Origin of the sequence: Micromonospora inaquosa (assembly GCF_003857055.1) — a bacterium.
Classification (GTDB): Bacteria; Actinomycetota; Actinomycetes; order Mycobacteriales; family Micromonosporaceae; genus Micromonospora; species Micromonospora inaquosa.
The window spans coordinates 1-12,713 of the sequence record NZ_QGSZ01000385.1; the positions used below are offsets into that span (position 1 = coordinate 1).

Here is a 12,713-nt window from a genome sequence, read left to right on the forward strand (position 1 = left end):
CATCGGCCCGGCGGGTGCCCGCGCCCCGCGCGGGTGGGTCGCCGCGCGGGCGTGCGCCGCTGCCCGTCGCCGCCGGGGTGGCCGCCTGTTGGGCCGCCCTCACCTCGTACCTGCCGGTCGCCGTCGTGCTCGGGCTGGTGCAGCTCGGCGCGGACTCCACCACCCTGACCGGCACCCTGCGCACCGCGCTGGCCGGCTGGCTGCTCGGGCACGGCGTGCCACTGCACACCGAGTCCGGTCCGCTCGGGCTCGCCCCGCTCGCCCTGACCGTGCTCGCGCTCTGGCGGCTGACCCGCGCCGGTGTGCACGTCAGCCGGGCGATCGGCGCTCGCGACACCCGCTCGCCGCGCCGGGCACTGCTCGCCGCGGCTGCGGTCGGCATCGCGTACGCGCTGCTCGGCGTGCTCGCGGCGGTGCTGGTCGGCACCGGCGGGCCGGATGTGTCGCTGATCCGGGCGGGCGCCACGTTCGCGGTGGTCGGCACCCTCGCCGCGCTGGTCGGCGCGGTTCGGATCACCGCCGTGACCCGGCTGCTCGTCGCGTGGCTGCCCGGCCCGGTGCGTGACGGCGTGCGCACCGGCCTGGTGGCCGGGCTGCTGTTGCTCGGCGCGGGCGCGGGCGCGGCCGGCCTGGCGGTGGCCACCGGCGGCGGCGACGCGGCCGACATGATCGGGGCGTACCGCACCGGGGTCGCCGGGCAGGCCGGCATCACCCTGGTCAGCGTCGCGTACGCGCCCAACGCGGCGGTCTGGTCGGCCAGTTACCTGCTCGGGCCGGGCTTCGCGGTCGGGACCGACACCGCGGTCCGCACCAGCGAGGTGTCGGTCGGCGCGCTGCCGGCCGTGCCGCTGCTCGCTGGCCTGCCCCGTGGCCCGGTGGACGGCTTCGGCGCACTGCTGCTCGCGGTGCCGGTGCTGGCCGGGATGGTCGCCGGCTGGCTGCTCGCCCGTCGGGTGGCTCGACTCGCCGCGCCGGAGCGGGCCGCGCAGCGCTGGGCCGAGTTGCTGGCGCCGGCGGCACTGGCCGGGCCGGTGGCCGGGGTGGTGCTCGGTGCGGCGGCCGCGGTTTCCGGTGGGCCGCTCGGTGCCGGTCGGCTGGCCCAGGTCGGGCCGGTGGGTTGGCAGGTCGGGGCGGTGGCCGCCGCTGTCATCGCGGCCGGCGCACTCATCGGTGCCGCCGCCACCCGGGCGTTGACCCGCAGGCCCGCGCAGTAGACGAGCGCGGGGCGCCCCGGACGGAATCCGGAACGCCCCGTAGCCGCTCAAGTCGTCAGGGCTGGGTCGGCAGACCGACGTTCAGCGCGACGCTCAGGATGACCGAGATGATGCCGAGCACGACGCCGACCGCGCCACAGATCAGGCCGGCCTTGGCCTGACCGGCGTTGCTCGCCTGCCCCTGCGCCGCCTTCTGTCGGCCCAGGTAGCCGGTCACCGCACCTCCGATGCCGACCGGGATGCCCAGGAGGGGGCAGCAGGCCAGCGGGATCGACGCGATGCCGAGGATCAGCGCCACCAGACCAAGGGTGTTGTTCTGCCCCTGCGCCTGCGGGTACCCGGCGTTCGGGTAGGTCGGGCCGGCGTTGTACTGGGGCTGCTGCTGGGCGTACGGGTCCTGGTACGGCTGCTGCTGGCCGTACGGCTGCCCGGAGGTGGGCTGCTGACCGTACGGGGCCTGCGGTGCGGCGTACGGGTCCTGCGGCTGCTGACCGTACGGGGCGGCCGGCGGCGGGGGAGCGGTCGGGTCCTGGTTGGGCTGCTGGCCGTACGGGTCCTGACCGGGGTTACCGGGCTGCATTCGAGAAGCTCCTTGGACTGGGTTCCGTCAGTTGGTGCTCTTTGTTTCCATCCATGATCGCGGTCAGTCCTCCGAAAGCCCAGTAGAGCAGCGGGAGGACATGTCCCCCAAGCACGTGGACAGCCCTTGCCGACCGTTCCCCGTGCCCGATCAGGGGCGGTGTGTGGGCCGCCGCGACGTTCGACCCGAGCGACCGGCAGCGTACCGGGTGGACGCACCTGGGCACTGTTGATGATCGGCGTGCCGCCCAGCCGAAGGGCGTCCCTGACCTGCCGATAGGGTGGCCCGGTGACCGAGCCTGCGTCTGTCGCCCGCATCGTCGTCCTCATCTCCGGCTCCGGGAGCAACCTTCAGTCGCTGCTGGATGCCACCGCCGACCCCGCGTACGGCGCACAGGTCGTCGCGGTCGGCGCGGACCGCGACGGGATCGCGGGCCTGGACCGGGCCGACGCGGCGGGGGTGCCGACGTTCGTCGAGCGGGTCCGTGACCACGACACCCGGGAGGCCTGGGACCGGGCGCTCACCGCGCACGTCGCGAAGCACCAACCCGACCTGGTCATCTCCGCCGGTTTCCTCAAGCTGGTCGGCCCGCACTTCCTCGCCGCCTTCGGCGACCGCTACCTGAACACCCACAACACGCTGCTGCCGGCGTTTCCCGGCATCCACGGTCCGCGTGACGCCCTCGCCTACGGCGTGAAGCTCACCGGGGCCACCCTCTTCTTCGTCGACGCCGGCATGGACACCGGGCCGATCGTCGCGCAGGTCGCGGTGCCGGTGCTGGACGACGACGACGTGGACACGCTCACCGAGCGCATCAAGGAAGCTGAGCGGCGCCAGCTCGTCGAGCAGGTCGGTCGCCTGGTCCGCGAAGGCTGGACCATCACCGGAAGGAAGGTCACGGTTCCGTGAGTCCCACTCAGGACGGGCGCCGCCCGATCAGGCGGGCGCTGGTCAGCGTCTACGACAAGACCGGGTTGGTCGAGCTGGCGCAGGCCCTGCACGCGGCCGGTGTGGAGATCGTCTCCACCGGCAGCACGGCGGGCACCATTGCCGCCGCCGGGGTGCCGGTGACGCCGGTGGAGACGGTGACCGGGTTCCCCGAGGTGCTCGACGGCCGGGTGAAGACCCTGCACCCGAAGGTGCACGCGGGTCTCCTGGCCGACCTGCGTAAGGACACCCACGTCACGCAGCTCGACGAGCTGGGGGTGGCGGCGTTCGACCTGCTGGTCTCCAACCTCTACCCGTTCCAGGCGACCGTCGCCTCCGGTGCCGGCGTCGAGGAGTGCGTGGAGCAGATCGACATCGGGGGCCCGGCCATGGTGCGGGCCGCCGCCAAGAACCACGCCTCGGTCGCCGTGCTCACCGACCCGGCCGGTTATCCGGCGCTGATCGGCGCGCTCAGCGAGGGTGGTTTCACTCTGGCCCAGCGTCGCGCGCTGGCTGCGCGGGCGTTCGCCGACATCGCCGAGTACGACGTCGCGGTGGCCCAGTGGTGCGCCCAGGAGTTGGCGCCCGCCGACGACTGGTGGCCGCAGTTCGCGGGGCTGACGCTGCGCAAGTCGACAGCGTTGCGCTACGGCGAGAACCCGCACCAGCCGGCCGCGCTCTACGCCGACCCGGACGCCCCGGCGGGGCTGGCCCAGGCGGAGCAGCTGCACGGCAAGGAGATGTCGTACAACAACTACGTCGACGCGGACGCCGCCTGGCGGGCCGCGAACGACTTCGCCGACCAGCCGGCGGTGGCGATCATCAAGCACGCCAACCCGTGCGGCATCGCTGTCGGCGCGGACGTGGCCGAGGCGCATCGCAAGGCGCACGCCTGCGACCCGGTGTCGGCATACGGGGGCGTGATCGCCGTCAACCAGCCGGTCTCGGTCGAGCTGGCCCGGCAGGTCGCCGACATCTTCACCGAGGTGGTGGTCGCCCCCGGCTTCGACGAGGGCGCGGTCGAGGTGTTGCAGGGCAAGAAGAACATCCGGCTGCTGCGGGCACCGGCCTGGGCGCCGGCGCTGGTGGAGTTGCGGCCGGTGACCGGTGGCGTGCTGGCCCAGGTCGCTGACCGGGTGAACGCCCCCGGCGACGACCCGGCGACCTGGCAGTTGGCGACCGGCGAGGCCGCCGACGAGGAGCTGCTGCGGGACCTCGCGTTCGCCTGGCGGGCGGTCCGCGCGGTGAAGAGCAACGCGATCCTGCTCGCCAAGGACGGTGCCACCGTCGGGGTCGGCATGGGTCAGGTCAACCGGGTCGACTCGGCGCAGCTCGCTGTCACCCGCGCCGGCGCCGACCGGGCCCGGGGGTCAGTCGCCGCCTCGGACGCGTTCTTCCCGTTCGCCGACGGCCCGCAGATCCTCATCGACGCCGGGGTCCGCGCCATCGTGCAGCCGGGCGGCTCGATCCGCGACGAAGAGGTCATCGCGGCAGCCAAGAAGGCCAACGTGACGATGTACCTGACCGGCACCCGCCACTTCTTCCACTAACCCACCCGGGCCCCCAGGCCCCAGTCCCCGTCGATCATGAGGTTATTGCCCTGCACGTCGGCGTGTCAGGGCAATAACTTCATGATCAACAGCAGGGGCCGGTTGGGGTCAGGCCGGAGTGGTGGGGCGGAGTTCGGCGAAGTGGCAGGCGGAGGGGTGCGGGTCCGCTGCTCTGGGGACCGTCTTCGGGTCCTCTACGGCGCAGATGTCCTGCGCCTTCCAGCAGCGGGTCCGGAAGTGGCACCCGCTCGGCGGGTCGGCCGGGCTGGGCACGTCGCCGACCAGCCTGATCATGTTGCGCTGGTCGCGGGCCTCCGGGTCCGGCACCGGCACGGCAGAGAGCAGAGCCTGGGTGTACGGGTGGGTGGCCCGCTCGTAGATCTCGTCCTCGGTGCCGATCTCGACGATCCGACCGAGGTACATCACCGCGACGCGGTCGGCGATGTGCCGTACCACGGACAGGTCGTGCGCGATGAAGATGTACGAGAGCCCGAGCTCGCCCTGTAGCTGCTTGAGCAGGTTGATGACCTGGGCCTGGATGGAGACGTCCAGCGCCGACACCGGCTCGTCACAGACGATCACCTCGGGCTTCAACGCGAGCGCACGGGCGATGCCGATGCGCTGACGCTGACCGCCGGAGAACTGGTGCGGGTACCGGTTGATGTGCTCCGGGTTGAGCCCGACCAGGTCCAGCAGCTCCTGGACCCGCTTCTGCTTGCTGCCCTTCGGCGCCGCGTCCGGGTGGATCTCGAACGGCTCGCCGATGATGTCGCCGACGGTCATCCGCGGGTTCAGCGAGGTGTACGGGTCCTGCATCACCATCTGCATGTTGCGGCGCAACCGGCGCAGCTCGCCTCCGGAAGCCTTGAACAGGTCCTTGCCCTCCAGGGTGGCGCGCCCGGAGGTCGGCGTCTCCAACCGCATCAGCAGCCGGGCGAGGGTGGACTTGCCGCAGCCGGACTCGCCGACCACGCCGAGCGTCTCGCCCCGACGCAGCTCGAAGCTCACCCCGTCGACGGCCTTGACCGCCCCGATCTGCCGCTGGAACAGCACGCCCTGAGTGATCGGGAAGTGCTTCACCAGGTTGTCGACGGAGAGGATGGTCTCGCCGCGGACCTTGGTGGGGTTAGCGGGCGACGCTGTCATCACGGACCTCCTGCGCGAAGTGGCAAGCGCTGGTCCGGCCGTCGCCGAGGACCAGGTCGTGCGGAAACTCGTCCACGCAGACCTGCTGCACGTACGGGCACCGGGGGTGGAACGGGCAGCCGGACGGGATGCGCATCAGGTTCGGTGGCAACCCCTTGATCGTCGACAGTTCCTGGCCGCGGACGTCCAGGCGCGGGATCGACTCCAACAACCCCTTGGTGTACGGGTGGGCGGGCGCCTTGTAGATCGAGCGCACGTCGGCGTGCTCGACGATCCGGCCGGCGTACATGACCGCGATCCGGTCCGCGACACCGGCGACCACACCCAGGTCGTGGGTGATCAGGATCATCGCCATGTTGAGTTCCCGGCGCAGGTCGGCCAGCAGGTCCATGATCTGGGCCTGCACTGTCACGTCGAGTGCCGTGGTGGGCTCGTCGGCGATCAGCACCTTCGGGTCCAGCGCCAACGCCATGGCGATCATGACGCGCTGCCGCATACCGCCGGAGAACTGGTGCGGGTAGTCACCGATCCGCTTGGCGGCACCCGGAATCTTGACGAGATCCATCAGTTCGATGGCGCGACGTCGAGCGTCGGCCCGGGACATGCCGGCGCGCTGGCGCAGCGTCTCACCGATCTGCCAACCGACCGGGAAGACCGGGTTGAGGGCGGAGAGCGCGTCCTGGAAGATCATCGCGATCTCCTTGCCGCGTACCTGCCGGCGCTGCTCCTCGGGGCGGGTGAGCAGGTCCTCACCCTTGTAGAGGATCTGGCCGGAGCGGACGAACGCGGGCGGGGTGTCCAGAATGCCCATGATCGCCTGGGCGGTGACCGACTTGCCCGAGCCGGATTCGCCGAGCACAGCGAGGGTCTCGCCGGCGTCCAGGTGGTACGACACGCCGTTGATCACCCGGGCGACGCCCTCGTTGGTGCGGAACTCGACGTGCAGGTCCCGCAACTCCAGCAGGTGACCGCCCTCGGGTGTGGCGGAGGCGGGCGTCGGTTGAACGGTCATGACTGTGCCTGCCTTTCACTCGCGACTACGGGGGTCGTTTCGCTCACTCCTCGCGCTGGCATGGAGGTTCTCACCGCAGCTTCGGGTCGAAGGCGTCACGGATCGCGTCGCCGAGCATGATGAACGCCAGCACGGTCAGCGCCAGGAAGGCCGACGGGACGATCAACGGGGTGGCCGCCTCGCGCATGTGGATCCGGCCGGTGTCGATGTCCTGGCCCCACGAGATGGTGGGTGCCTTCAGGCCGATGCCCAGGAAGGAGAGGGTCGCCTCGGCCGCGATGAACGAGCCGAGCGCGATGGTCAGCACGACGATCGCCGGGGCCAGCGAGTTCGGCAGGATGTGCCGCCACATGATCCGGCTGTTGCCGGCACCGAGCATCCGGGCCGCCGCGACGTAGTCCTGCTCCTTGGCGGTGATCACCGAGGACCGGACCACTCGGGCGGCGGTGGTCCAGCCGAGGAGGGCCAACACGAAGACGACAGCGCCGATCCGAGCCCACTGGCTGTCACTGGAGACCCGCTTGAGCAGCACGATCGCCGCCAGCAGCAGCGGGATGCCGAGCACCACGTCGATCACCCGGGAGAGCACCGCGTCGACCCAGCGGCCGAAGTAACCGGCCAGCATGCCGATCACCAGCGCGATGATCCCGGTGCCGAGCGCGGCCAGCGCGCCGACCAGCAGCGACGCCCGGGTGCCGTAGACCGCCCGGGAGTACGTGTCGCAGCCCTGGAAGTCGTACCCGAAGATGGCTCCGCCGGACGGCCCGGCGTGCTGCCGGGAGAGCAGGCAGTCGTTCGGGTTGTTGGCGGTGAACACCCCGGGGAGCAGCGCCATCAGGGTGAAGATGACGACCAGCGCCAGCGAGATCCAGAAGATCGGGTTGCGGCGCAGGTCGCGCCAGGCGTCGCCGGCCAGGCTGCGCGGCTTGTTCGCGGCGCCGACCTGGTTGGGTGTGCCCGGCTCGCCCGAGGGGCCGCGCCGCGCGGCCTGGTTCTCGGTGGCCGCCACAGTCTCAAAGTCGCTCATGCCTGCTCACTCATAGCGGATCCTCGGGTCGAGTACGGCGTACAGGACGTCCACCACCAGGTTCGAGACCAGGTAGACCACGACGAGCACGCTGACGATGCCCACCACCAGGGGGCCGTCTTCGGTGCGGATGCCGCGGAAGAGGTTGAAGCCCACGCCGGGGATGTTGAAGACACCCTCGGTGATGATCGCGCCGCTCATCAGGTTGCCCAGTTCCACACCGAGGAAGGTGACCACCGGGATCAGTGAGTTGCGCAGCACGTGGACGATGACGATGCGTCGCTTGACCAGGCCCTTGGACCGGGCGGTCCGGACGTAGTCCGCGCGCAGGTTCTCCGCCACCGAGGCCCGGGTGAGTCGCAGGGCGGTGGCCAGCGACAGCGAGCCGAGCACGATGCCCGGCAGCAGGAGCGCGTAGAACGTCGGGTCGGAGCCGGCGGTGGGTGGGAAGAGCTGCCACTTGACGCCCAGGAAGTACTGCGCCAGCGGCGCCAGCACGATGGTCGGGATGCCCAGCACCAGCAGGGTCAGCACCAGTGTCGAGTTGTCGAAGATGCTGGCGCGGCGGATGCCGGCGAGAACCCCGGCGGTGACGCCGAAGATGATCGCCACAGCGAGTGCGATGAGCGCGAGCCGCACGGTGACGGGCCAGGCCTGCTGGAGGATGTCACCGATGTTCCGACCGGTGAGTGACTCGCCCAGATTGCCCTGGAGCAGGTTCTTCACGTAGTCGAAGTAGCGGTAGAAGAAGCCGCCGACGCCGGTGGCGTCCAGGTGGTACTTCTCGGTCAGGTAGGCCCGTTGGGCTGGCGTCACCGGCCGTTCGCCGGCGAGCGCCTGGATCGGGTCGCCCTGCCCGGCGAATGTCAGCGCGTAGACGATCAGGGTGGTCCCGAAGAACGCCAGGACCATCTGCAGTAGGCGCCGCAGGATGTAGCGGAACATGCTTAGCAGTCTCTCCGGAAATGTGCGAAAGGGTCGCAGGACGGCATCTCTGGTCGTACCCGAAATATCGGAGACGCGGCGTCCGGCCCGGGGGAGCCGGCACCACCGACGCCGGGTCCGCTGCTGCGGCCCGGCCCCGGTGGTGCGGTCCGGGCCACCCGGGCTTCTTCGCCCGGGTGGCCCGCACCATGGTCAGCTCAGTTGGCTGCTTCGATCTTGACGAGGTTGACCCGCTGGAACAGGTCCATCTCCACGTTCTTGACCTTGGACGAGTGACCGAACACGTTCTCGCCGAAGCGGAGCGGGATCACCGGCATGTCCTTGGCCAGGATGTCCTCCGCCTGCTGGTACTTGGCGATGGCCTCGTCCTGCGTCTTGGCGGCGGAACCCTCCTTGACCAACCGGTCGAAGTCCGGGTTGCTGTAGCCGTAGTAGTTCGACGCACCGTTCGTGCTGTACAGCGGGCCGAGGTAGTCCTCCATGGTCGGGTAGTCCATGACCCAACCCATCCGGAACGCACCCACCGGCGTCTTGTTCTCGACCTTGGTGAGCAGGTCGGCGAACTTCGGCTCGGCCGAACCCACGGCGTCCACGCCCAGGTTGGTCTTGAGCTGGTTGACCGTGGCGTCGACCCAGTCCTTGTGACCGCCGTCGCCGTTGTACGAGATGACGATCTTCGAAGGACCACCGGCGGCCTGGTAGAGCTTCTTGGCCTCGGTCGGGTTGAACTCGCCCGCCGTGCCCGTGGTGTCCTCCCGGTAGCCCGGCAGAACCGGCGAGACGAAGGAGCGCGCCGACGTCTGCGAGCCCTTGAAGACCGACTTGGTGATCTCGTCACGGTCGATCGCCATCGAGATGGCCTTGCGCACGTCCGGGCTGCTGTAGTCCTTGTCGAACGTCGGGAACGCCAGGAACTGGAACGACGACATCGGGCTGGTCTTGTACCGGTCACCCAGGTCGCTCGGCGCGGTGCTCAGGCTCTCGGTCGGGATCGTGGGCAGCACGTCCAGGTTGTCCGCGAGGACGTCCGCGTAGGCCGCGGTCAGCTGCTGGTAGATCCGGAACTCGACGTTCTTCACCTTGGGCTTCTCACCCGGGAAGGCGTCGTACCGCTCCACGTCGATCTTGCTGTCGTGCTGCCAGGTGCCCTTCATCTTGAAGGGGCCCTGCCCGATCGGCGCCTGCTCGTAGGAGTCCTTGAGCACGCCCGGGGCCGAGAACGCGGCGTCCGGCATCGGGAAGAACGCGTTGTAGCCCAGCGTCGTCCTGAAGTCGATGTACGGCTCGGACAGCGTCACGGTGAAGGTGAGGTCGTCGACCTTCTTCAGCCCGGACAGCTCCTTGGCCTTGGGCGCCTTGCCCTGCAGGTCCGCGAACCCAGCGATCTTCTCGAAGAAGGGGTTGGTGTCCTGACCGTTCGGGGCGTACGCGCCGTAGTTCCAGGCGTTGATGTAGCTCTGGGACGTGACCTTCTCGCCGTTGTGGAAGGTGTAGCCGTCCTTGAGCTTGATCGTCCAGACCTTGTTGTCGGTCGAGGTCACGGACTCTGCCGCCACCTCGTACGGCTTGTTCTGGGCGTCGTAGTCGACGAGCGGGCTGAACAGGCCGGCGATGACCTGCGAGCCGGAAGTCTCGGTGGTGTTGGTGGGAACCAGGTGCTTCGGCTCGGCGATCTGGATGCTGACCGCCGAACTGTCGCTGCCACCGGATCCACCGTCTCCGCCGCTGCCGCAGGCCGCGAGGCCCAGCGTCACCGCGAGCGGGAGGGCGGTCCAGGCGGCGAGTCTACGAACTCGCATTGAGCCTCCTCATCTCCTCACGCTGCGCAGTCAGGCCCGACGCTGGGTTACGCTGCGCAACAAGCGGTAACGGTAGGTCGGCGGCGAGCCTTCGACAACGACGCGGTTGCGGGTGGGTAACGGTCCGGCGTTGCCTCCCTTGTCGGGGGCAGGCGATTCTGCTACGCCAAACCGGGTTTATTGGCGCAGACTGCGGATATGTGAATGAGTGATGAGTTGATTGCACCCCGGTTGGGTGAGCTCGATATCTGCTGGGGTGGGAGTCCGGTCTCCGTCGTGTCGACCCGGTCTGTCTGGTTCGACAGTGATCGAACCCACAGTTAGTGACCGAGAGTGACTAGCGACACGTCACACACGGTCACTCTGGCGGCGACCGGCTCAACTCGGCCCGACCGTTCGGTGACCGGGCCCCGGCAGTGGCGGAGGAGGCCCCGAGCTGAGGTCGTCTGAACCGAAGGCCCCGGCCGTGAGACGATCTGGTCGTGACGGCGACGGTTCTGGACGGCAAGGCAACCGCAGCGGAGATCAAGGACGAGCTGCGCATACGGGTGAAGGCGCTCGCGGAACGCGGCATCACCCCCGGGCTCGGCACGGTCCTGGTCGGGGCGGATCCGGGCAGCCAGGCGTACGTCAACGGCAAGCACCGCGACTGCGCGGAGGTGGGCATCGCCTCGATCCGCCGCGAACTGCCGGCCGACGCCACCCAGCAGCAGGTCGACGACGTGCTGGCCGAGTTGAACGCCGACCCGGCATGCCACGGCTACATCGTCCAGTTGCCGTTGCCCGCCCACCTCGACACCCAGCGCGTGCTGGAGTTGATCGACCCGGACAAGGACGCCGACGGCCTGCACCCGGTCAACCTGGGCCGGCTGGTGCTCGGCTACGACGGTCCGCTGCCGTGCACCCCGCGCGGCATCGTCGAGCTGCTCCGCCGCCACGACGTGGCGCTGCGCGGCGCCACCGTCGCGGTGGTCGGTCGGGGTAACACCGTCGGCCGCCCGCTCGGCCTGCTGCTCACCAGGCGCAGCGAGAACGCCACGGTCACCCTGTGCCACACCGGCACCCTCGACCTCGCCTCGCACACCCGCGCCGCGGACATCGTCATCGTCGCGGCCGGCGTACCGGGTCTGCTCACCGCCGACATGATCAACCCCGGCGCGGTGGTGGTGGATGTCGGCATCACCCGCGTGATCGGCGCGGACGGCAAGGGCCGCTACACCGGCGACGTGGCTCCGGAGGTGGCGGAGACGGCCGGCGCGCTGGTCCCCATGCCCGGTGGTGTGGGCCCGATGACCCGGGCCATGCTGCTCACCAACGTCGTGGAGCGCGCCGAGCGCGGCTGACTTACACCTCGCCGACGCCCAACCAGGACGGCGGTGACGTTCGCCCCATCCCGGCGATGCCCGCCGCCCCTGGCCTGATCGGTGCCAGGATGACTGATACGGTCCGGAAAACCGACTGGTATCAGGGAGTGGGACGACCATGGGTAAGAAGGTCACTGTCGTCGGGGCTGGCTTCTACGGCTCCACCACCGCACAGCGCCTGGCCGAGTACGACGTCTTCGACACCGTAGTGATCACCGACATCGTGGAGGGTAAGCCCGCGGGTCTCGCGCTCGACCTCAACCAGTCCCGGGCCATCGAGGGTTTCGAGACCAAGGTCGTCGGCGTGACGACCGGCCCCAACGGTGAGGGCTACGAGAGCATCGAGGGTTCCGACGTCGTCGTGATCACCGCTGGTCTGCCGCGGAAGCCCGGCATGAGCCGGATGGACCTGCTGGAGACCAACGCGAAGATCGTCCGTCAGGTCGCCGAGAACGTCGCCAAGTACGCCCCGAACGCCGTCGTCATCGTGGTCTCCAACCCGTTGGACGAGATGACCGCGCTGGCCCAGCTCGCCACCCAGTTCCCGAAGAACCGGGTGCTCGGCCAGGCCGGCATGCTCGACACCGCCCGGTTCAGCAACTTCGTCGCCGAGGCGCTGAACGTGCCGGTGGCGTCGGTACGCACCCTGACCCTGGGCTCGCACGGCGACACCATGGTCCCGGTGCCGTCGAAGAGCACCGTCAACGGCAAGCCGCTGCGTGACGTGATGCCGGCCGAGCAGATCGAGGAGCTGGTCGTCAAGACCCGCAACGGTGGCGCCGAGGTCGTCGCGCTGCTCAAGACCGGCTCGGCGTACTACGCCCCGTCGGCCGCGGCGGCGCGGATGGCGAAGGCCGTCGCCGAGGACTCCGGCGACGTCATGCCGGTCTGCGCCTGGGTCGACGGTGAGTACGGCATCGCCGGTGTCTACCTGGGTGTCGAGGCCGAGATCGGCGCTCAGGGCGTCAAGCGGGTCGTCGAGACCGACCTGGACGCCGACGAGCGCGCCAGCCTCCTGGAGGCCGCCGAAGCCGTCCGCGCCAAGCAGGCCGACATCTCCAGCATGTAGTCCGACCCCGAACCTGGCATCAGCAGAAGGGCGCGCCGGCTTCGCCGGCGCGCCCTTCTGCGCCCCCCGGTCCTCTCACC

At 69.9% G+C, this 12,713-nt stretch carries 11 protein-coding genes; 5 read left to right on the plus strand and 6 right to left on the minus strand.

The window, feature by feature from the left end; all coding sequences use genetic code 11:
- The coding region (locus DLJ59_RS34460; RefSeq protein ID WP_244236383.1) for a cell division protein PerM at positions 1 to 1,214 on the plus strand (1,214 nt) is incomplete at its 5' end.
- Positions 1,215 to 1,269: 55 nt separating this feature from the next.
- Here DLJ59_RS34460 and DLJ59_RS34465 read toward each other — a convergent pair.
- Complete coding sequence (locus DLJ59_RS34465; RefSeq protein ID WP_124778290.1) at positions 1,270 to 1,794, minus strand: DUF4190 domain-containing protein; 525 nt, start codon at positions 1,792 to 1,794, stop codon at positions 1,270 to 1,272.
- A 288-nt stretch (positions 1,795 to 2,082) separates the two neighbouring features.
- Here DLJ59_RS34465 and purN point away from each other — a divergent pair, with 288 nt between their 5' ends.
- Positions 2,083 to 2,703, plus strand: coding sequence for a phosphoribosylglycinamide formyltransferase (purN, locus tag DLJ59_RS34470; protein WP_124778291.1), 621 nt, complete (start codon positions 2,083 to 2,085; stop codon positions 2,701 to 2,703).
- Positions 2,700 to 4,271 (plus strand): bifunctional phosphoribosylaminoimidazolecarboxamide formyltransferase/IMP cyclohydrolase, encoded by a 1,572-nt coding sequence (purH, locus tag DLJ59_RS34475; RefSeq protein ID WP_124778292.1) that lies wholly within the window; start codon positions 2,700 to 2,702, stop codon positions 4,269 to 4,271. Before purN ends, purH begins: the two co-directional genes overlap by 4 nt.
- Positions 4,272 to 4,379: 108 nt before the next feature.
- Here the strand turns inward: purH and DLJ59_RS34480 are convergent, their stop codons facing one another.
- From DLJ59_RS34480 to DLJ59_RS34500, 5 genes are all read right to left on the minus strand, one after another.
- Entirely contained in the window at positions 4,380 to 5,417 is a 1,038-nt protein-coding gene (locus tag DLJ59_RS34480) for an ABC transporter ATP-binding protein (RefSeq protein WP_124778293.1), read from the minus strand.
- On the minus strand, positions 5,398 to 6,429 hold the full coding sequence (locus DLJ59_RS34485) for an ABC transporter ATP-binding protein (protein WP_124778294.1): 1,032 nt from the start codon (positions 6,427 to 6,429) through the stop codon (positions 5,398 to 5,400). The genes DLJ59_RS34480 and DLJ59_RS34485 overlap by 20 nt, the downstream gene beginning before the upstream one ends.
- A gap of 70 nt (positions 6,430 to 6,499) precedes the next feature.
- Positions 6,500 to 7,456, minus strand: coding sequence for an ABC transporter permease (locus DLJ59_RS34490; RefSeq protein WP_124778295.1), 957 nt, complete (start codon positions 7,454 to 7,456; stop codon positions 6,500 to 6,502).
- A 6-nt stretch (positions 7,457 to 7,462) separates the two neighbouring features.
- Positions 7,463 to 8,401, minus strand: coding sequence for an ABC transporter permease (locus tag DLJ59_RS34495; RefSeq protein ID WP_124778296.1), 939 nt, complete (start codon positions 8,399 to 8,401; stop codon positions 7,463 to 7,465).
- 197 nt (positions 8,402 to 8,598) lie between these two features.
- Positions 8,599 to 10,200 (minus strand): peptide ABC transporter substrate-binding protein, encoded by a 1,602-nt coding sequence (locus DLJ59_RS34500; protein WP_124778297.1) that lies wholly within the window; start codon positions 10,198 to 10,200, stop codon positions 8,599 to 8,601.
- A 482-nt stretch (positions 10,201 to 10,682) separates the two neighbouring features.
- On the opposite strand from DLJ59_RS34500, the gene DLJ59_RS34505 reads away from it, so the two are divergent.
- Positions 10,683 to 11,543 (plus strand): bifunctional methylenetetrahydrofolate dehydrogenase/methenyltetrahydrofolate cyclohydrolase, encoded by an 861-nt coding sequence (locus tag DLJ59_RS34505; protein WP_124778298.1) that lies wholly within the window; start codon positions 10,683 to 10,685, stop codon positions 11,541 to 11,543.
- Between the two features lie 139 nt (positions 11,544 to 11,682).
- Positions 11,683 to 12,633, plus strand: coding sequence for a malate dehydrogenase (locus DLJ59_RS34510; RefSeq protein WP_124778299.1), 951 nt, complete (start codon positions 11,683 to 11,685; stop codon positions 12,631 to 12,633).
- Positions 12,634 to 12,713 lie beyond the last annotated feature (80 nt).